The 20,792-nt window shown below is 55.9% G+C and carries 17 protein-coding genes; 4 read left to right on the top strand and 13 right to left on the bottom strand.

All coding sequences use genetic code 11. The annotated features are described in order from the left end of the window. Nucleotides 1–18 precede the first annotated feature (18 nt). Nucleotides 19–1,701 carry a malate dehydrogenase (quinone) gene (mqo, locus tag ACUN8C_RS04355; protein ID WP_445621078.1) on the top strand — a complete coding sequence of 561 codons (1,683 nt, stop codon included), beginning with the start codon at nucleotides 19–21 and terminating at the stop codon, nucleotides 1,699–1,701. Between the two features lie 68 nt (nucleotides 1,702–1,769). Here mqo and ACUN8C_RS04350 read toward each other — a convergent pair whose 3' ends face one another. From ACUN8C_RS04350 to rfbB, 7 genes are all read right to left on the bottom strand, one after another. Beyond that, on the bottom strand, nucleotides 1,770–2,915 hold the full coding sequence (locus ACUN8C_RS04350; RefSeq protein ID WP_445621077.1) for a glycosyltransferase: 1,146 nt from the start codon (nucleotides 2,913–2,915) through the stop codon (nucleotides 1,770–1,772). Between the two features lie 2 nt (nucleotides 2,916–2,917). Then, nucleotides 2,918–4,318 (bottom strand): O-antigen ligase family protein, encoded by a 1,401-nt coding sequence (locus ACUN8C_RS04345; protein ID WP_445621076.1) that lies wholly within the window; start codon nucleotides 4,316–4,318, stop codon nucleotides 2,918–2,920. Between the two features lie 59 nt (nucleotides 4,319–4,377). After that, nucleotides 4,378–5,859, bottom strand: coding sequence for a mannose-1-phosphate guanylyltransferase/mannose-6-phosphate isomerase (locus tag ACUN8C_RS04340; protein ID WP_445621075.1), 1,482 nt, complete (start codon nucleotides 5,857–5,859; stop codon nucleotides 4,378–4,380). Nucleotides 5,860–5,993: 134 nt separating this feature from the next. After that, a complete protein-coding gene (gene rfbD / locus ACUN8C_RS04335) occupies nucleotides 5,994–6,899 on the bottom strand; it encodes a dTDP-4-dehydrorhamnose reductase (RefSeq protein WP_445621074.1) in 906 nt (301 codons plus the stop codon). After that, complete coding sequence (gene rfbC, locus ACUN8C_RS04330; RefSeq protein ID WP_445621073.1) at nucleotides 6,896–7,441, bottom strand: dTDP-4-dehydrorhamnose 3,5-epimerase; 546 nt, start codon at nucleotides 7,439–7,441, stop codon at nucleotides 6,896–6,898. Before rfbC ends, rfbD begins: the two co-directional genes overlap by 4 nt. After that, nucleotides 7,441–8,325, bottom strand: a complete 885-nt coding sequence (gene rfbA / locus ACUN8C_RS04325) for a glucose-1-phosphate thymidylyltransferase RfbA (protein WP_445621072.1) — start codon at nucleotides 8,323–8,325, stop codon at nucleotides 7,441–7,443. Before rfbA ends, rfbC begins: the two co-directional genes overlap by 1 nt. A gap of 18 nt (nucleotides 8,326–8,343) precedes the next feature. Continuing rightward, nucleotides 8,344–9,414 carry a dTDP-glucose 4,6-dehydratase gene (rfbB, locus tag ACUN8C_RS04320; protein ID WP_445621071.1) on the bottom strand — a complete coding sequence of 357 codons (1,071 nt, stop codon included), beginning with the start codon at nucleotides 9,412–9,414 and terminating at the stop codon, nucleotides 8,344–8,346. A gap of 165 nt (nucleotides 9,415–9,579) precedes the next feature. Here rfbB and ACUN8C_RS04315 point away from each other — a divergent pair, with 165 nt between their 5' ends. The 3 genes from ACUN8C_RS04315 to ACUN8C_RS04305 all read left to right on the top strand — a co-directional run bounded on the left by ACUN8C_RS04315 (nucleotide 9,580) and on the right by ACUN8C_RS04305 (nucleotide 12,168). After that, nucleotides 9,580–9,939: a GtrA family protein gene (locus tag ACUN8C_RS04315; protein WP_445621070.1), complete on the top strand. Its 360-nt coding sequence runs from the start codon at nucleotides 9,580–9,582 to the stop codon at nucleotides 9,937–9,939. Next, nucleotides 9,936–10,865, top strand: a complete 930-nt coding sequence (locus tag ACUN8C_RS04310) for a glycosyltransferase family 2 protein (protein WP_445621069.1) — start codon at nucleotides 9,936–9,938, stop codon at nucleotides 10,863–10,865. Before ACUN8C_RS04315 ends, ACUN8C_RS04310 begins: the two co-directional genes overlap by 4 nt. A gap of 268 nt (nucleotides 10,866–11,133) precedes the next feature. Further along, nucleotides 11,134–12,168: a hypothetical protein gene (locus ACUN8C_RS04305; RefSeq protein WP_445621068.1), complete on the top strand. Its 1,035-nt coding sequence runs from the start codon at nucleotides 11,134–11,136 to the stop codon at nucleotides 12,166–12,168. Between the two features lie 121 nt (nucleotides 12,169–12,289). Here the strand turns inward: ACUN8C_RS04305 and ACUN8C_RS04300 are convergent, their stop codons facing one another. The 6 genes from ACUN8C_RS04300 to ACUN8C_RS04275 all read right to left on the bottom strand — a co-directional run bounded on the left by ACUN8C_RS04300 (nucleotide 12,290) and on the right by ACUN8C_RS04275 (nucleotide 20,646). Next, nucleotides 12,290–13,819 (bottom strand): trypsin-like serine protease, encoded by a 1,530-nt coding sequence (locus ACUN8C_RS04300; protein ID WP_445621067.1) that lies wholly within the window; start codon nucleotides 13,817–13,819, stop codon nucleotides 12,290–12,292. A gap of 310 nt (nucleotides 13,820–14,129) precedes the next feature. Beyond that, a complete protein-coding gene (locus ACUN8C_RS04295) occupies nucleotides 14,130–14,897 on the bottom strand; it encodes a SapC family protein (protein ID WP_445621066.1) in 768 nt (255 codons plus the stop codon). 164 nt (nucleotides 14,898–15,061) lie between these two features. Further along, nucleotides 15,062–16,933: a hypothetical protein gene (locus ACUN8C_RS04290; RefSeq protein WP_445621065.1), complete on the bottom strand. Its 1,872-nt coding sequence runs from the start codon at nucleotides 16,931–16,933 to the stop codon at nucleotides 15,062–15,064. A 608-nt stretch (nucleotides 16,934–17,541) separates the two neighbouring features. Next, a complete protein-coding gene (locus ACUN8C_RS04285; protein ID WP_445621064.1) occupies nucleotides 17,542–18,414 on the bottom strand; it encodes a class I SAM-dependent methyltransferase in 873 nt (290 codons plus the stop codon). Continuing rightward, on the bottom strand, nucleotides 18,411–19,820 hold the full coding sequence (locus ACUN8C_RS04280; RefSeq protein ID WP_445621063.1) for an ABC transporter ATP-binding protein: 1,410 nt from the start codon (nucleotides 19,818–19,820) through the stop codon (nucleotides 18,411–18,413). Before ACUN8C_RS04280 ends, ACUN8C_RS04285 begins: the two co-directional genes overlap by 4 nt. Beyond that, nucleotides 19,810–20,646 (bottom strand): ABC transporter permease, encoded by an 837-nt coding sequence (locus ACUN8C_RS04275; RefSeq protein ID WP_445621062.1) that lies wholly within the window; start codon nucleotides 20,644–20,646, stop codon nucleotides 19,810–19,812. The genes ACUN8C_RS04280 and ACUN8C_RS04275 overlap by 11 nt, the downstream gene beginning before the upstream one ends. Nucleotides 20,647–20,792 lie beyond the last annotated feature (146 nt).

Raw genomic sequence — 20,792 nt, 5'->3', positions numbered from 1 at the left:
AAGTCGAGACAACACTTCATGACGAAACAACTGACAGCGGCGCTGTGCCTGAATCTCTGCATGTTTTCAGGCATGGCGATGGCTGAAGAGAACAGCAAGACCATCGATGTTGCCCTGATTGGCGGCGGCATCATGAGCGCCACCCTGGGCACCTTCCTGGAAGAGCTTCAGCCTGACTGGAAGGTCAACATGTATGAGCGCCTTGACCATGTCGCCGAGGAAAGCTCCAACGGCTGGAACAATGCCGGCACCGGTCACTCCGCCTTTGCGGAAATGAACTACACCCCACAGCGTGACGATGGCAGCGTTGATGTTTCCCGCCCGCCCAAAATCACGCAGGCCTTTGAGATCACCCGACAGTTTCTGTCCTATCAGGTGCTCAATGGCGTCATGCATGATCCCGGCTCGTTTCTCAACAACACGCCGCACGTCAGCTTTGTCTGGGGCGATGACAACATCGACTTCCTGCGCAAGCGCTACGAAGGCATGCAGCAAAGCAGCCTCTACAAGGCCATGGAGTACTCGGAAGACCCCGAGGTTATCCGTGAATGGGCGCCGCTGATGATGGAAGGCCGTGACCCCGCCCAGAAGGTCGCCGCCACCCGCATGAAAGCCGGCACCGATGCCGAATGGGGGGAGGTGACGCGCCAGCTCATCAGTGCCCTGTCAGAACAGCATGACAATTTCAGCCTGAGCACCGGCAGTGAAGTGCGGGACCTTGAACGCAACGATGACGGCAGCTGGAAAGTCACCTGGGCGGACTTGAACGACAATGGCGCCGAGCACAGCATCAATGCACGTCACGTCTTCATTGGCGCCGGCGGTGCTGCCCTGCCCCTGCTGCAGAAGTCCGGTATTCCCGAAGGGAAGATCTACGCCGGGTTCCCGGTTGGCGGTCAGTTTCTGGTGACCAGCAATCCCGACATCGTGCACCGCCACCATGCCAAGGCCTATGGACTGGCCGCGAGCGGTTCGCCCCCGATGTCAGTGCCGCACCTGGACAGCCGTAAACTGGACGGCCAGCAGCGTATCCTGTTCGGACCGTTTGCCAACTTCTCGACGAAGTTTCTGAAAAACGGCGAATGGACGGATCTGTTCGGCTCCATGACCACCAGCAACACCCTGCCGATGATGAAAGTCGGGCTGGATAACTTCAGCCTGGTCAAATACCTGGTCGGTCAGGTCATGCTGTCGGAAGAGGATCGCTTCGAAGCGCTCCAGGCCTACTACCCGAACGCCAAACGAGAAGACTGGAAACTGATCGACGCCGGCCAGCGCGTTCAGATCATCAAGAAGGACCCGGTCAAGGGCTCCGTGTTGCAGTTCGGTACCGAAGTCGTGGCCTCCGAAGACGGCACCATGTCGGCGCTGCTGGGCGCCTCCCCGGGGGCCTCCACGGCGCCCTCCATCATGCTGGGCCTGATGGAGCAGGTCTTCCCCGAACAGCTGGCATCAAGCCAGTGGCAGGAAAAGCTCAAGCGCATGATCCCCTCCTATGGACTGACGCTTGATGGTAACGAACAGCTCACCAACGAGATTCGTGCCTACACCAGCAGCGTTCTGGAACTGGGTGACACCCAGCCCACCCCGGAAAACGTCGAGCGCATTGAAGCCCTCAAGGCCCGTGCCCGCGGCCAGGAAGCCGGCAGCGAACAGGCCGCTGATGGCGACGACAGCGCTGAAACGACTGCCAACCTCTGAATATCTTTATAGTGATGTAAAAAAACGGCACCCTATTCGGGTGCCGTTTTTTATACAACTCTGGAAGGTCAGTCCCCCGGCGCCAAAAACCGACGAACCACCTGGGCGGGTAAAAAGTCCTTCAACCAGACCTCCCTGATTGTCGGTTTATCACCCGACACCTTTTCTTTCAGCTTTTCTGCCAGCGCTGTTTCATTTCTGGCGGCAATTGAATCTTCAAGCTCCCCCTTGAGGATTTCACGTATACCGCCCCTGCAGTCGACCGAAACGACTGGCGTTCCGCAGGCCAGTGCTTCGAACAACACAATTCCCATACCTTCCACACGCGAGCTCAGAACCAGCAGGCGAGCATGTTTCATAAAGGGATATGGATTGTTCTTGTTGCCGGCAAAAATCACCCTGCCCTCGATTCCAAGCTCACACGCCAGCCGTTTCAGATCACTTTCCAGCGGCCCTGAACCGACCATGACCAGCTTTTCCTGCAGATTTGATATGGCATAGGCTCGCAGCAACAGCGCCTGATCCTTTTGCGGCACAAGACGCGCCACATTGACGATAAAGTTGCCTTCCGGAATATCCGGGCACTCTTCATCCATAAGATGGCGAATCTGCTTTATCGGGCAGGGATTCACGATCACGGATACCGAGGCAGGCGTGAACTTCCACACAGCCTGCGACTCTTCGATCGACGCCTTTACGCCTCCCGAGACCGCCACCAGATGCTTTTTGTGAAACAGACAGCGTGAAAACAGCTGGTACTGACGAGCATTCACATCCTGAGGCAGCGTATTTTCCAGCACGAATCTGGCGCGCTCATCATGGAAGGTCCAGACCATTTCAAAGGACCCGATGCCTCGAAAGATGATGCGATCCAACCGACCATGACGGCGCTCAAAATATTTAAGCCACACCTTGAAAAGGTACCCGCCCAGATAGCCCGTCCAGACAAAATGGGACCGCCGGATCAACGGGTTCAGCAACAGCCGTGAGACAAGCTCGATAAATAGCCCGATGCCGGTCAGACGCAACCACCAGCGCAACGGAAAGTGATGCGTTTTGACCGCCGGGTTTGCAGGCGAAAGCCCCTGTTTGCGCCGGCGAAACACCAGAAGATGGCTTTCATGACCTTCATCGGCAAAGGCATCGGCCAGATTGACGGCCACCCTTTCCATGCCACCCATTTTCAGGCTTCTTACCACAATCAGGGTACGCATGATTAAAGCGCCGCACTCTTTATTTCATATTCTTCAGAGAAAACGTCGGGGTTATCCCTGCTTTCGGCATCGGCTTTTATTTGCAGCTTCCATCGCCAGTAATGAGTAACCACTCCCCCCACCACAAGGTTGAAAACGTAAACACCGGTCCAGAATGACATATAAGATTCAATTTGATTGACGATCATCCAATACACAAAAAAGCATATGGAAAAAAGCGCCATATCGTTGGGGAGCGCTCCCCCTCGCCATGCTCGCCATGCCGCACGCCCAATCCATACTGCAAGCGCCGCAATCAAAAGCAGCCCCATCACCCCATAAGCCACCCATATTTCAATAAAGAAATTATGCAAATGGCCAAAGTTGTCCTTCACAAGGTCGGGCAGCCACGAGGTATGATCGATAACCAGTCCACGGCCCCATGGCCCCCATCCGGTAAAGGGGCGCTGCGCGATCCATTCACTGGCAGCTACCCAAGAATGTATGCGAATGCCAATGCTACTGTAGGGAATATGACTTATATCCCCCTGGGCAATTTCGGTGACGACACTTTGTTCCGTTAACCCTCTTTTGATGAGCGTATCGCCGAAAAGCCAGCCAACACTTCCCAGAACAAAAGCGATCAGAAAAAAACCTGCAAGTATATTCCTGAATACTTTTCCTATATCTCCCTGACGTATGTACCAGGTCGCCCAGAACACCAGCATCACCAGTAAAGAAAGTGTGGTCGCAATCCATATGGCCCTTGTCTGTCCGATCAACAAGGCCAGAAATATCAAGCCAACAAGAAAAACCCAAACAAGAAGACGCCATATCACCAATGTGGGTCGGCAAATAAATCTTTTTGAAAACGCAATAAAGCCAAGAGCACATACACCGTAAAACATGGAAGCATGTTGATCGTTTCTAATGCCAAAACCGGTGCGCTTTCCGTGTAAAACACCGTCAACCCAGTTATCGATCCCCTGTCCATATATAAAGGTTGCTGCAATGAAACCAATGGCTGCCATTAGCCATACCACCAGGGTATTACGCGTACTCCCCCCAAGCCACCAGGCCACCGCGATAAAAATGAACAACTTGGCCAGTCGATCAAACTGTGGGTTATCAGGCACCCACTCCGGTCGATATTGATGCATTAATATCCACGAAACACCCTGCACTGCCACTGCTGCCAACAATAACCAGATCGCGCCAGAATTGCGTAACCCCTTACCGAATATAAAAAGGGCAACCAACCCCAATAAAGCCGAAGCTGTTTCTCCAACATTACCGGCCGGCGCCCATAACACCTGAAAAAAAACGTACAGCAGGAAAAACAGGACCCCTACGGCCTTGTAATACCCGGGCGTATACCACGCCTGATCAAACTCCCAAAAACCAAATCGCCCAAACCTGTTCATTCATCGCCACTCATTAAAACCGACTACAAAAAACGCGGTGTATCAAGCGTCATGTCATCTTATCCATCAACGCTTCGATTATATCTGTCTTCAAAGCGCACGATGTCATCTTCATCGAGGTAGTGACCGGTCTGCACCTCGATCAGTTTCAGGGGTATTCTGCCGGGGTTTTCCAACCGGTGCACCGTTCCCAGCGGCAGATAGATGGACTCATCCTCGGTCACCAGCATCGATCGCAGTGAGGTCATTTCCGGATCATCCCGATCGGCTCGGGTCACTTTCGCGGTACCCTGAACCACTACCCAGTGCTCGGCGCGGTGATGATGCATCTGCAGTGACAGGGCCGCGCCCGGTGTCACCATGATCTCCTTGACCTGAAAGCCGGGCTCTCGAACCATGGTGCGATACCAGCCCCACGGTCGATGAACGCGACAGTGGGCTCGGCTTTCCGTACGCCCCTCGCTTTCAAGCCTTGCCACCACATGTTTAAGGTCCTGCATGCGGCTCCGATCCGCCAGCAGAATGGCATCCTCGGTTTCAATGGCCACGATATTGGCAAGCCCGAGCGTGGCAACCAGCCGCGACTGGCTCATGACAAAACTGTCCGTGGTGTCATGGAGCAATACATCGCCGATCGAGACGTTGCCATGATCGTCACGCTCATCGGTGCGCGCCTCAAATACCGCATCCCAGGCGCCAATATCGCTCCACGGACTCTCCAGCGGCAGCACCACGCCCTGTTTGGTATGCTCCATGACGGCATAATCGATCGAAATATCCGGGCTCTGCTCGAAGGCCGCCTGATCGACCCGGGTAAAATCCAGATCGCCCTGACGCGTTTGCCAGGCGCTTTTAACGGCGTTCAATACCTCTGGTGCATGCTGTTCAAGTGCCGCCAGACAGGTCTGTGCACTGAACATGAACATGCCACTGTTCCAGTAATACCCGCCCTGCGAAAGATAAGACTGCGCCGTCTCGCCATCCGGCTTTTCCACAAAGGCATCGATCGTGAAGCCCTCCTCAACCGGCTGGCCCGCACGAATATAGCCGTAGCCGGTATGAGGCGAGGTTGGCGCAATGCCGAAGGTCACCAGTCTCCCGTGTGCCGCCATGGCCCGGCCTTTCTCAAGCGCCTGATGAAACACCGGAACATTTTTGATGACGTGATCGGCCGGCATGATCAACAGCAGCGCATCGTCATGGGCCTCCAGCGCCTGAAACGCGGCCAGCGCAATCGCCGGGGCCGTATTGCGCCCTACGGGTTCCAGCACGATGCCGCCATGGGCCACATCAAGCTGGCGCAGCTGTTCGGCGACCAGAAAACGATGCGCCTCGTTACAGACCATAATGGGATCACTGACGTTTTTCAGACCTTCAAGGCGCAGAAGTGTCTGCTGGAGCAGGGAGTGCTCGGCATCCATCAGGGGCAAAAACTGCTTGGGATAATCATGGCGGGATACCGGCCAGAGTCGAGTACCCGACCCGCCGGAAAGAATGACGGGGATCAGTGGGTCAGCAGCGTTAGGGAGAGAATTTGACATGACGGTCTCGATCGGCAGAAGACGCTAATGAGCATAGCTGCGCCATCGTGGCCACAACCGTTGAATGTCCCGGCATTCAGCAATACCGGCCACGCGCGCCAGAGGGCATCCATGGCGCGCGCGCAGCAATGCGATCAGTCCTTGAAAGACCTCAGGCAGGTACGCAAGGCATCCCGCCAGCAAGGCAAACGAAGACCAAAGGTATCTTCAAAAACCGAGGTATCAAGACGTGAATTGCCCGGACGCGGCGCCGGTTGCGGGTAATCGCTGGAAGGAATGGCCTCGACATGCGGTATCTGCGAAGGCTCCATGAGGCCCAGTGCCGCCGCTTCCTCGAACACGGCCACGGCAAGGCCATGCCAACTGACAGCTCCCGATGATGTCAGATGATAAAGGCCTGCATCACGCTCATCCCAGTCTCGCTGTCGCCAGCCATGAAGGGCCAATGCCGTCGCATCTGCGATGGTGGCCGCCCAGGTAGGCGCGCCAATCTGGTCATTGATCACTTTCAGGTGATCGCGCTCCCGGCCAAGACGCAGCATGGTACGCACGAAATTATGACCGTGGGCGGCATATACCCAGCTTGTCCGCAGGATCAATGCACGCGTCCCTGCCGCTGCAATGGCGCGCTCACCTTCCAGCTTGGTCTGACCGTAAACGGACTGAGGCGCGACATCGTCATCAACGCGATAGGCGGTATCACCTGCGCCTGCGAAAACATAATCCGTTGAGTAATGCACCAGTACTGCATTTTGTTGCACACACGCCCTGGCAATTTCGGCCACCGCGTCGGCGTTGATACGTCGCGCCTGATCCACCATTTCCTCGGCCTGATCCACGGCCGTCCAGGCAGCAGCGTTGACGACGATCTTCGGGCACAGATCATTGATAACGGATGCCGCCATACCGGGTTTGGACAGATCACACTCCGCCCTGCCCAGCACCCTGCCTCGACCCAGCAGTTGCATCGCACGCGTCAATTCACGACCAACCTGTCCGTTGGCGCCCAGAATCAGATAATCAGGTTTATCGGTGCTCATTTGAACACCTCGGCCTGAGCCAGCAGCGGTGCGGCGCAATCCTTGTCAGAAAGTGACAGCTCACCGACATCAGGCCATTGAACATTGATCTCGGGATCATCAAAACGCACGGCTCGTTCTGAGGCAGGGTGATAATAATCCGTTGCCTTGTAGAGAAAATCCGCCTGCTCGGAAAGCACGATGAAGCCGTGCCCGAAACCTTCAGGCACCCACATCTGACGATGGTTTTCATCGGAAAGCTCTACACCCACCCACTGGCCAAAACGAGGCGAAGAACGGCGCAGATCGACGGCCACATCAAATACCCGTCCTTTCGTTACCCGAACCAGTTTGCCCTGCGGCTGCTCAAGCTGGTAATGAAGACCTCGAAGCACGCCCCGCCGGGAACGGGAATGATTGTCCTGCACGAACGTGCGGCGACAGCCTGTAGCCTCTTCAAACGCCTTGAGGTTGAAGCTTTCCATGAAAAAGCCACGCTCATCACCAAACACTTTTGGCTCGATCACAAGAACTTCAGGCAGTTCAGTCGCAGTTACTTTCATTAAACCCGATCCCCTTCTTCAGCAACCTGCTGCAAATATTGTCCGTAGCCATTCTTGGCCAGTGGCGTGGCCAGTGCCAGAAGCGCCTCGGTATCGATCCATCCCTTGCGCCAGGCAATCTCTTCCGGGCAGCAGAGCTTTAATCCCTGTCGATGTTCCAGCGTGGCGACAAAATGAGACGCCTCCATCAATGACTCATGGGTGCCGGTATCCAGCCACGCAAAACCGCGGCCCATTATCTCGACGTGCAAGTCGCCGCGCTCAAGATACGCCCGGTTGATATCGGTGATTTCCAGCTCGCCTCGCTCGGAAGGCTTGAGCTGTTTGGCCATGTCGACCACGTCACCGTCATAGAAATAAAGACCGGTAACGGCATATGAAGACTTCGGTTTTTCGGGCTTTTCCTCAAGAGAGGTGGCACGCCCCTCGGCATCAAAATCCACCACGCCGTAACGCTCGGGGTCCTTGACGTGATAGGCAAACACGCTGGCGCCCTGTTCACGCACCATGGCACTGTCCAGCAGCGGCTGAAAATCATGGCCGTAAAAGATGTTGTCACCAAGCACCAGGCAACTGGGGGCACCTGCCAGAAAATCTTCTGCAATGATAAACGCCTGGGCCAGTCCATCCGGGGAAGGCTGAACCGCATATTCGATTTTGATGCCCCACTGGCGCCCATCTCCAAGCAGCTCTTCAAAACGCGGCGTATCGCGCGGCGTCGAGATCACCAGAATTTCATCGATGCCCGCCAGCATCAGCGTGGCCAGCGGGTAATAAATCATTGGCTTGTCGTATATCGGTAAAAGCTGCTTGGAAATGGACAGCGTCACCGGATGCAGGCGAGTGCCGGAGCCCCCGGCCAGAATAATGCCCTTGCGTTTCATGTAGATAATGACCTCCCTTCAATGTTTGCCGTACTGGTGGGCCGTCCATTCGCGATAGGCACCACTGGTCACGCCCTTGACCCAGTCAGGGTTGTCAAGATACCAGGCGACGGTCTTGCGCAGACCCGACTCAAAGCTCTCCTGTGGACGCCAGTCAAGCTCACGAGCAATCTTGCCGGCATCGATGGCATAGCGACGATCATGCCCGGGGCGATCCTTCACATAGGTGATCAAATCGCTGTAACGGGCAACCCCTGCGGGGTGTTCGGGTGCCAGCTCTTCCAGCAGCTCGCAGATGCGCTCCACCACCTCCAGATTACGATGTTCGTTGTGTCCGCCAATATTGTACGTTTCGCCTGGTTGACCGGATTCCAGAACGCGTACCAGCGCACGGGCATGATCTTCCACATAAAGCCAGTCACGCACCTGCCCACCATCACCATAAACCGGCAGGGCCTGACCGGCACGAGCATTGAGAATGATCAGCGGGATCAGCTTCTCCGGAAAATGGCAGGGACCATAGTTATTGGAGCAGTTGGTAATCAGTACGGGCAAACCAAAGGTTCGATGCCAGGCGCGTACCAGATGGTCAGAGCCGGCCTTGCTGGCTGAATAGGGAGAGCTGGGGGCATAAGGCGTTTCTTCGGTAAAAAGCCCATCGGGACCGTCCAGATCGCCATAGACTTCATCGGTTGAAACGTGATGAAAACGAAATTTGTTTTGACGCTCGGCAGACAATCCCTCGAAATAGCGGCGGGTGGCTTCCAGCAGCACGCCGGTGCCGACCAGATTGGTCTGAATAAACTCGGCCGGACCATGAATCGAACGGTCAACGTGGGATTCGGCGGCCAAGTGCATGACGGCATCAGGCTGATGATTCCGGAAAACGCCATCCAGACCCGGTGCATCCACAATATCGAGATGCTCGAACGCATAACGCTCGCTTTGCGCTGCTTCACCGAGTGAGGCCAGGTTGCCGGCGTAGGTCAATTTATCGACATTAACGACCGAGTGGTTCGTCTCACTGATCAGATAGCGAATCACTGCCGAGCCAATAAAGCCGGCCCCCCCAGTTACCAGAATTTTCATGACAGACCCTTTTCTTAAATAAGCTCAGTCTACGGTTTAGCCATGCCCAGTAAAAGCCGAAAACTTTAAACCACATTCGCGCTTTATCACGCATGATAAAATTGATCACCGATGAGATACTACATATAACCATCCTGTGACCATTGAAGTGGCACCGTACAACCAATGAACCGTCAATTTTTTAGCTACGCCATGATCGGCATCCTGAATACCGGTATCCACTGGACCATTTTTTTACTGCTGATGACTGTCTCGGCAAGCCAGTCGCTGGCCAATCTGGCCGGCTATATTGCCTCTGCCAGTTTCTCCTTTTTTGCCAATGCTCGCTGGACGTTTAAAAGCGATGCGACAACGCCCCGCTATCTGGGCTTTATGGTGTTCATGGGCGCATTAAGCTGGGCATTCGGCAAGGGTGCGGATTTGATCAATCTATATCCATTAATGACATTGATCGGGTTCTCTGCCCTGAGTCTTGTACTGGGCTTTCTTTTCTCACGCTTTTGTATTTTTCGGAGCGCGGCATGATCGTGACGCTGGTGGTCCCTGTCTATAACGAAGAAGACAGTATCGAGCTTTTTTACAACGAGGTGCGTCGCCACCTGGATCATCCCGAGCAGCGCTTTGAAATCCTGTTTATTGACGATGGCAGTCAGGATAAAACGGCCCGGATCCTGGCAGAACTTGCCCAACAGGACCCGCTGGTCAGCGCCATCGAGTTTTCAAGAAACTTCGGCAAGGAAGCCGCGCTCATGGCCGGGATCGAACATGCCCGAGGCGAGGCCGTAATCCCCATGGATGTGGATCTTCAGGACCCCATCGACGTCGTTCCTCAACTGATCGAACGCTGGCAGGCAGGCCATGATGTGGTATTGGCCAAAAGGCGTGACCGCGCCAGTGACAGCTATCTCAAAAAGCGTACGGCCCTCTGGTTTTACAGGCTCAACAACACCATCAGCAGTACACCGATCGAGGAAAACGTGGGGGATTTCAGGCTGATGTCGCGCCGCGTCATTGAAGCGCTTCGCAACATGCCCGAACGGCAGCTGTTCATGAAGGGATTACTGGGCTGGACCGGCTTCGAGACGGCCATTGTCGAATATAGCCGCCCGGTCAGATCGGCCGGCACGAGCAAGTTCAACGGCTGGAAACTCTGGAATCTGGCCTTGGAGGGCATCACCTCCTTTTCAACGGTACCGCTTCGAATCTGGACCTATCTGGGCACCAGCGTTGCCATGTTTGCCTTTTGCTATGCCGGCTGGATGGTGCTCGACAAGCTGATCAATGGCAACCAGGTGCCCGGCTATCCATCAATGATGACCGCCATTTTGTTTCTGGGAGGCGTTCAGCTGATCGGCATTGGGGTGCTGGGTGAATATATCGGTCGCATTTATATGGAGAGTAAAAACCGCCCGCGATACATCATTAAAAAAACCTTGAATCTGGAAAAATGACCACTGCACCCTTTTCTGACACCTCTATCTTCAAACAATGAATATTGACATGCCCAACCTGACACAAAGAAAAAGTGTATGGATCGCTTTTTTCCTTTTTCTCATGCTGATTATAGTATCGAGACGATCGGATATTATTTTCAATGCCCAGCCCTGGGGAGAAGACGGCACGATCTGGCTGACCCAGATTTATAATAACGGGTTTATTAATTCCATCTTCCATCCTCAAAACGGCTATTTTCAAACCATCTCACGGCTGGCCTATGGCATGGGGTTACTGTTTGGTGTGGCACAGGCACCGGTCGTTGCCAACCTGCTGGCCATATCAATCCGATGCTTTTTTGTCATGTTTTTGCTGTCGACAAGAATGTCGGCCATTCCCATGAAGTATCGGATCATTGCCGCCGTCTACTTTTTAATCATGCCCAATATTGAAGAAGGGTATGTCAACATTACCAATGCCCATTGGTATCTGGCGCTGTATCTTCTGGCCATTATCCTGGCAGAGAGAGGAAAGACGCTGTTCTGGAAGGCTCACGACTACGCCGTGCTGATCATTTCGGGACTCAGTGGCCCTTTTATTATCTTTCTTGCCCTGCCGCTGATCATTCGAAAACTATCCGTTTATAAAAACCCGATCACGGCCATTAAACACATTAACGCCTTTGAAGCCGTGGCTGCTGCCCTGTCACTGATCCAGTTACTGGCCGTATTGATCACCTCAAACAGTACGCGAGTGGATGTCACGCTGGGCGCGTCCTTCGAGCTGCTGGCCAGAATCATTTCGATGCGGGTCTTTGCCGAGACGTTTTTTGGCCCCGAGCTTTCAGTCAAGGTGCCCTTTCATCCTGTTTTGTGCATGGCACTTTTTGTCATCTTTCTGGGCATTCTGGTGTATCTGCTGATCCGATCCGGCTGGAAGTTCAGGGCAGCGGCCATTTTCCCGATCATCATGCTCGGCTTTGCGCTGGCCAAGCCCATGGTCACGCTTACTGATTCTGCCTGGGAGGTGATGCTGATTCCGGGCAGCGGTCAGAGATACTTCTTCATTACCAACTTTGCCTTTTTCTGCCTGATCCTTTATGCCATCTACAGGATAATGCCTTCGCGTCTGGAAGCACCGTCGCTGGCGCTGGCGTGTCTCGTATTACTGTATACGACCTATCATGATTTCTTCATGGCGCCCGTCCCCTATCAGGGCTATCAGGAAGGCATGGAAAACTTTCAAAAAGCGGAACCAGGAACGCGGGTCACCATACCGACCACCCCGCAGGGCTGGTCCATGACGCTGGAAAAAAAATGAGCGGTCGATGACCTGCCGGGCCGTGACGCAGCGCCGAGTGCCTGCGTCACGCCCTCTTCCCACATCAACGGGCGCCTTTCACCGGCGCCCTTGCCTGACACCTTTCTCGAGCGCCCGGACCCTACCCCCAGAGCCCGGTATCGTTGGCAACAATGATGCGCCCCTCGTTGACGCCCCACTGAAGATAATGCATCAGCGGGTCCAGACCGGACGCGGCAACATCCGGATTATCTGCAAGGTAGGCGGTCGTATCCATCCAGGCAGAAGGCTCGCGCCCCTCATGACTGCCCCAGGCACTGTAATGCTGCCAGGCACTCTGAAACGCGCCCTGTTTGATGGCCGCATCCACATCCTGATACTGACTGCGGTAGAAGGCTTCATCAAAAAGCGCATTGGGATTACGGCCCTCGCTGGCGCCCCACTGTAGATAGTGGGCCAGCGGGTCCATGCCGACCCGGGCAACATCAGGATTGGCGGCCAGATAAAACGCCTGATCAAACACGAGGTTACCTGCGCTGCGCAACTCGGGACGATGGGTCAATACCACCTGATCCTCGAATCGGATCAGTTCGATGTCGATGAGCATGTCACTGCCCCGCATTGAATCAAGGTGGAGGGTATTGTTGCCCTGAGCGGTGATCAACACGGCATCGGCAGGCAGATCAACCCGCGCCACATCAACGCCTGCCCCACCCCGTAAAATGTCATTGCCAGGGCCGGTGTACAGACGATCATTGCCCCCCAGCCCATTGAGCTCGGCGCCGTCACTCCCGGCGATCAAAAGATCGTTGCCGGCAGAGCCCATGATCACCTTCAACGGCAGGCCACCCGATGACGATGACAGACTGGCCAGCACCTCATCGATCCAGTTCTGGTAATAGCTGACCCGCTGCCAGCCGGCGATCTCGCCAAAACTGCCATCGATTGCCGAGGTGCTATCCAGACGCTCACCGTTTAACGTGAAACTCGAGGTGTAGCTGGCAACGCCTGCCAGTGCGCCCTTGATAAAGGCCGGCCCGCCGCTGTCACCGGGCGCAATCGAGCCTTCCCGGCCGCCCAGGCCGGTGTCATATAGCCCCATCAGCCTGCCCAGCGTGTCATAGCGGGTGCTGCCACTGTCAAAATCCGCCAACAGCTGAGAGCCTTTGGGCACGGGCGCCAGTACGCCGCCGATCGCGTCATTGAGGGCATCACGCGTGGTGTCGATGCGGTTTTGCACCAGGGTGCGCTGCCCGGCACTGCCGGTAAAGCCGCTGATGCCCGTACCCGTGCCGCCATAGCCCACCAGGGTTGCGACCTGACCGAGTTCATCACCGGTGCGGTAAAGCTGATAGCGCGGGATATTGAGCGGGGCGGCATCCACCAGCCACAGCAGGGCCAGATCATTGGAAAGCGACGAGCCGCTTTTATAGCCGGTATGGATATGGACACTTTCTACCAGCGACCAGGTGCGCCCGGCCGCGGTATCAAATGCGATACGAATCGGGCCGCTGCCTTGATCCACGACATGGGCCGCCGTCAGCACCGCCCGGCCGCCGGCCAATAGCGTTCCGCTGCCCAGGGCAGCACTGGTCGTGACCAGTCCGACGCCATCATAGCCATCGCCGGGTCGGGAGTAATAACTGTCAGAGATGCGAGCTACGGTCGTCATTGTGTCAGCGCCATGGGAGTCGGTCAGCACATCAGAGAGGGGGGCCGACAAACACCTGCCCCTGCGTGCGCTCGGGCCTCGATCACATCACGCTTTTACGGCGTGTGTTCTCGCAACGCAGACCACCACTGAGCGCGGGACAACCTGTCGGCTTTCTCTTGTTAACGACGAAAGCCCGCCAACCTTTAGCGGCCCCGCTCTGCCCGGGCGCAAGCCTGCTGATCGACCCGGCCCTGGCTAAACCGGCACGAACACACCGCCCGCCCCTGCAGACGGCGTGGCGCACGCCACTGACACACGGCGCGTCTGATCAATTATCGAAGTCAAACACCAGCTCTTCTTCACCATCAAAAAAGCCGCCGACGGGCCGCTCGGCAGACGCCGCGGGCGGATTGACATGGGCAAGCCTGGCCAGCAGATGCGTTTGCGCCAGCGACAAGTTGACCGCATAGGCTACCGGCAGCGCACCGGCCTTTCTCAGCGTGAGATAGGTCTCATCATCGAGTGCAGCCAGCGCCCGCTCATCGATCATGTACAGGCCGTCCATGGTGATACCGGCCTGGCGCTTGAGCGTGTCGGGCCAGGGCGTGACAACGCCCGCCCGAGACAGCGCCTCGAGCATTCGCCGGGTCGACTGATGCTTGCCATGACTGGCCTTGAGCGCTTCCACACGGTGGGCCACGGCATCAAACATCTGATCGTGCTCGTCAAAAAAGGGCTCACCCGAGACATCATCGGTGAGCAGGTCGCTTGCGCGATCAAAGGTTGCGATACTCTTTTCACCCAGCGCCATGATCTCGAAGGGATAGGTATTGAGCCAGTCGGGCCGGTGATGGCCCAGCCAGACGCCTTCCTTGATAAACAGATTGTGGTTGGGGGTATTGCCGCATACCCCGACCAGCCGCCACTGCTGCTGATGTTGCACCAGCGCCAGCGGCATGGACGCCGCGGCATGGGCCAGCTCGCCCACATGCAGGGGCATCAGGTGATGTCGAGCCGCAAAGGCCAGATCCTGTGGAATCTGCCAGCGCAGTCCACGGCAGGCCGTTGGGCTCAGTACCAGCGGGTTTGCCGTCATGATGTTGCCTCCCGTGCCGGCGTGAATGCACCGGCCATGTGATGAATATTGAAAATAATGGCTCAGGGCATGGTGCCCCCAAACAGCGCCCATAAAAAACCCCCGGCCGAAGCCGGGGGTTTATACACGTGAGGATCAAATCCTCAGATAACCAGAGCCGTGGCTCAGGCCATCTGACCTGCGGACAGGTAGCCGTTGGCGAAGTTGACTTCGTCAGCAGTAACGCCAGTCAGCGTGATTTCGGTCACATCGGCAACACCGGAGCTGTTACCACCGAAGGTTTGATCTTCAACGAACAGGTTCAGGTTACCGCCCTCCTGCTGCCAGAAGATTTCCAGTGCAGAAGAGTCGCCAACATTGTTGGTGATCTGGCTGCCATCCGGAATCTGAACAAAGTTGTAACCTTCACCAAAGAAGATGCGATCCAGACCGGAGTCACCGAAGTTACCAACGGTTTGCGGAGCATCATTCTGGCTAAACAGGAATACATCGCTACCGTTAGTGGCATCGGTGTAGTCAGTGATCAGGTTGACACCCAAACCACCGTCAGCTTCAGGATCTGTGATAGCGGCACTGGCAGCTGTTACGGCGTCATCCAACTGACCGACCTCGGAATCAAGCTGATTAGCAGCCTGATAGTTTGCAATTGCTTCATTAAGATCAGCCAGCTCTGTCTGAGCTTCTGTCAGGGCTGAGCGAGCATCAAGAACGCCCTGTGCATTCGGTGCAGTTACGATGTTACCGCTGCTATCACCATCAGTTGTGTCAGTGAGGTCGACAGTAACAACTGTTTTACCATCAGTAGTCGCTGAAGAAACAACATTGTCGCCAAGATTATCGACAGTCAGGTTAGTGCTATTAGGATTTTCAATGCGAACTACTTGAAGGATAGCATTGTCAAGATTGCTTTCTGCAGTTGTCTGCGCAGTTGCAGTGGCAGTCTGAGCTTGCAGTGCAGTTAAGTAAGTATTCAGGCCGCTCAAATTGAGCCCAGTGCCCGAAACAGCTTGCCAGCTGCCATTATCATTCAGAGTTGCAATGTCAGTTGGAGTGCCATCGGTGGGAGTAAATACTACGCTGTTCTCATTTACTTCAATTGTTCCCTTGCTCTGGTTAACTGCCTGGAATTTCGCAAGCTCACCATTTTCGGCAACATCGGCAGCGTTAGCAGCATCAGTTGCAGCTTCCAACTGAGCAATACGAGAATTAACTGTATTCAGAGCAGTAAGTTCGCCACTGGCCAAGCCACGTTCAGCGGTAGTTACGCTTTGCTGGGCGGTTGTAATGGCAGCGTTACCTGCCGCACGACCATCGGCAATCAGACCAGCCTTGGTGTTTTCGCCGCCAGCAGTGAAATCATTAGCGTCAATGTTCGTGCTAATAGCAGCCAGTTCAGTATCAAGCTCGGTAGTGAAAGCGGTCAGAGAGGCTTCAACATTCTGAACTGTCGCATCACCGGCCTGAACGTCGATGCTGCCATCAGCATTGGTGTCCAGCTCCAGACCTGCCAGCTTGGTTGCCAGATTTTCCTGAGCAGTGTTCAGCGCGTTCAGCGCAGCGGTCAGCTCTGTGGCATCGATGGCGTCAGCAACGTCAGAGACCGGGGTGCCGCCATTGAAGGTGGCTTCCGGACGACTGTCTTCGTAACGGCCGTAAACGACCCAGTGCTGGTAGCCGTTGGCAAACACACCGCTTTCAACCGCCGCGGCGACGTCTTCGTTGGCGGCCAGGTAGGCTTCTTCATCAAAGCCGGCAGCGACCAGTTCCAGATTGGCACTCGGGGCGCGGTTTTCGCTGGCGCCAAAACGCAGGAAATGATCGAACGGGTTGATCACGCCATTTTCGAAGGCTGCTGCGACGTCGGGGTTCTGCGCGAGGTAGTAGGAAACGTCGAAATTGGCGTTAGGGTCACGGCCTTCAGCGGCGCCGAAGTTGTCAAAATGCGAGCGGGCGTCAGTGATGGCGCCAGAGTCAATTGCTGCGGCGACGTCGGGATTTTGCTGCAGGTAATAAGCGGTGTTGAATTGCAAAGGCATAATTTGACATCCCTATTGAATGAACGTTCTTGCATTGTTTTCTGACGGTGCAGACGACTGGGTCGTACCCCGAAGAAGCGGCAGTTTCATGGCGCCAGAGCCGCTCACGACAGAAGACGCATCCGGCATCCCCTGTTGGCAACGAACCTTGCCGCGCTACATTTTTATTACAAAAGTAATACTTAAAACCTGTTTTTTGTTAACGAATCCAATGATAACCATGCTTTTAGATTAGTTCAACATGAATTTTAAGGCTTAGTTATTGAGTGAAACCTAGTGTTTTAAATTCACACTATCAAGGGTAAAAGCGTCACCTTAATGTGTGCACACTACAATGGTATTACCCCAAAAAGGATGTCATTCATTAAAAAGCGCTCAACTATTGATGCTATTCAATGGGTTATCCGATGATGTTCCGAAGTAGACCTGGCCGCGTGACTTTCAGGCGTACGCTAAATTAAGGATCAATTAAGCGCATTACGGCGCTCTGGTTCAAAAGCACTCCGCTCGTGGCCTGAAAACGAGCACAAAAAAAGCGCACCGAAACCGGTGCGCTGTTTGCAGATTGATCACGGCCGCCCGTGGGCAGTCAGGATCGGCAGGTTAGATCAGTCGCGGGAGGAAAAGCGCTGCATGAGGGCGCGCAAGGGGGCAGTCAAGCGCCAGCTGCGGGAGCCCAGCACGTCGTGCAGCGCCTGCTGACGAGCTTCGAGCAGCCGGTCGCGCTCGGTGATTTCATGGGCCAGCATGGCATGGTGCTCATCAATGGCCTGACGATGCGCCAGAAGCTCGATACGCTGGCCCAGCAGGCCAAAGAGATGGCGCACCCGCTCGGGGCGGCGCTGATATTCCTCGGCCATGGCGCGCACCGCTGCCGGCACCTCGTCCCCAACCAGCAACACGCCCAGGCCGTGAGAGTGACAGAACTCGATATGCGGGTACTCGGCGCTGAGTTCCTTCCAGAGCTGCCAGACCCCAAAGCCCCGCTCGCGGACGTTGGTATCGTGAAACAGCACAACGCCCCGGCGAGAGAGCCTGGGGCGCCAGCTCTCAAAGTCATGGCGCACGGCGTCATAGGTGTGCAGGCCATCAATGTGCAGCACATCGATACTGCCGTCATCAAACCCGCTCAGGGCTTCATCAAAGGTCATGCGCAGCAGGCGCGAGAAGTGCTCGTAGCGCGAGGCATGCCATTCGGAGAGCTCCCCGAATACCTCGTCGGCATAATGGCCGGCGTGCTCGTCGCCTCCCCAGGTGTCCACGGCGTAGCAGCGCGTGGGCAGCTTGAACTGGGTGACGGCCTGGCAGAAGGCGCCATAGGAAAAGCCGGTATGTGTTCCGAGTTCCACCAGCATGTTCGGGCGATGGTTCGCCATCAGCCAGGCCGCAAACGGCACATGGCCGGCCCAGTTGGCAGGCTGCACAATCCGCTCGGGCTCGAACAGCATGTCATCGGAGGGAAGCATCAGCTGGTCGGTCATGGCGTGGTGTCGTTCTCGGTAGGTGAAGTATCGTCAGCGGTGGACTCGGTGCGGCGCTCAAGGCCCACATGGCGCATGGGAATGCCGACCAGACCGGTCGCGACCTGACTTGCGTGGGATTCCAGAATCAGGGCGTCATGCAGCCAGTGGTGTTGAACGTGATCTTCCTGTGTCCCTTCTGCCAAGGCCACGGCCAGGCTGTACTGGCCCCGAGGCAGGATGGGCATGCGAAAGCTGAACCGGGCGGTAAAGGGTTCTCCGGCAGCCAGACGCAATCGCTCGGACCCCAGGTAGGTGTTATCGCCAAACAGCGCCTGCCCTAGACGGTCCTTCAGGTAGAAGCCGACGATAGGGCCGTCCAGAGGGTGCAGCGCGACGGCGTGAACCACCAGCTCGACCGCCTCTCCACCAACCAGCCAGGACAGCGCGCGCCCCTTGTCGTCATAGAGGGCCACGTGCTGTATTTCGCCACCGCCCTGCCCAAAATCACTGCTGTCGGGGTCGAAGCGAAACACTTCCAGGTCGTTGCGCAGCGTGCTGTTGACGACCAGCTCATGGCGCATGTCGACATAGTCCTGCTCGGCGATCTCGGCCGGCAGCGCCGCCGGGGCACTTTTCTTCTGAGACTCGGCGTCACCGGAGCCTTCAAACTGGGAGGCCAGATAGTGCTCGGTGACTTCCTTGGCCGTTCCCACCATGCGAAGGCGGCCCTGCTCCAGCCACAGCGCCTGGTCACACAGGCTGGTCACGGCGCTGCTGTCATGGCTGACAAAAAAGACCGTTCCGCGGGACATGAAGTCACGCAAAAAGCGCATGCACTTCTGGACAAAAAAGGCATCCCCGACGGAAAGCGCTTCATCAATGATCAGGATGTCGGCATCGACATGCACGATCACGGCAAAGGCGAGTCGTACCATCATGCCGCTGGAGTAGGACTTGACCGGACGGTCGATAAAATCGCCGATATCGGCAAAGGCTTCGATCCGAGCAAAACGCTCGTCCACCTGCGCCCGACCAAGGCCCATGATGGCGGCATAGATGTAGACGTTTTCACGTCCGCTGAACTCCGGATTGAACCCGGAACCCAGTTCCAGAAGCGCTGCAATACGGCCGTTGACCTTTATCTCGCCCTGGGTGGGCGTCAGGGTGCCGCTCAACAGCTGCAACAGGGTCGATTTGCCCGAACCATTGCGGCCGATGACGCCCACCGTCTGACCTTTCAGGACATCAAAGCTCAGCTCTTCAAGCGCTGTAAATATCCCGTAGGCCGGTTCGCGCGGGCGGCCAAGCCGCCGGCTGAGCGGATGCCAGAGCCACTGGCGCAGGCGGGCACCGGTTGACGGGTAAAGGCGAAAGTCCTTGCGCAGCTGACGGACCTGCAGGGCGTATTCCGGCTCAGATGACATCTGCAAATCCCTTGCGTCCTTTCTGGAAAAGTAACAGCCCAAACCAGCCCAGAAGACATGACACGACGCTGTATATGGCCAGTGCGCTGACATCCGGCAGGCGGCCCCAGAGCACGACTTCGCGGCTTTGCTCGATAATCACGGTCAAAGGATTCAGGGCCATGAGCTGTTGATAGGGCTCGCCAAGGGCTTCAACGGGAAAGAAGATCGGTGATAGAAACAGCAGTACCGTGCTGATCAACCCGGTGAGATGACCGATGTCGCGCAGATAAACACCAATGGAGGCAAACCCCCAGGCAATTCCCAGCAGCATGGGCACCATGGGCAGCAGTGTCAGGGGCAGCAGCAAAATGGTCAGGTGCAGCGGATGCCCAAGCACAATCATGGCCAGCAGCAGCACGCCGACACTGACGGCAAAATGGAAAAAGGCGGATAAAAAGAGTGTCAGAGGCAGGATTTCCAGCGGAAAGACCACCTTTTTGACATAGTTGGCATTGCCCAGCATCAAACCGGGGGATCGGGTCAGAATTTCTGCCATCAGGCCGTGAATGATCATCCCCACAAACAGGACGATGGCAAAGGTCGCCTTGCCCTGCTCGCCGGTTTCAACATTCCACTTTGTCTTGAAGACCACGGTGAACACAAAGGTATAGATCAGTAACAAAAGCAGGGGGGTAACAAAGGTCCAGACCATTCCCATCAGGGAGCCCCGATAGCGTCCTACCACGTCTCGCCAGCTCATGATCAGCAATAAATGCCAGTGCTTTCGCAGGGAGCGCAACAGCTGCAGGGGGTTGGCATCACGCATTGCAGACGACTGGGTCATGAATGCTTCCGTAAGCAGTGAAATCAGGTGGCGCATTGTATAAGCTCGGCCCTGCCCGGGCAACGCTCGCCCTGTTTGGCACAGATTGTTTTGTAAGAAATGTTATATGGCCGAACACTCGCCGCTAACCTGATAGCATGCTCGAA

This window comes from Kushneria sp. Sum13 (assembly GCF_052692355.1).
The sequence above is the reverse complement of the archived record's forward strand: the minus strand, read 5'-3'. Positions and strand labels throughout refer to the sequence as shown.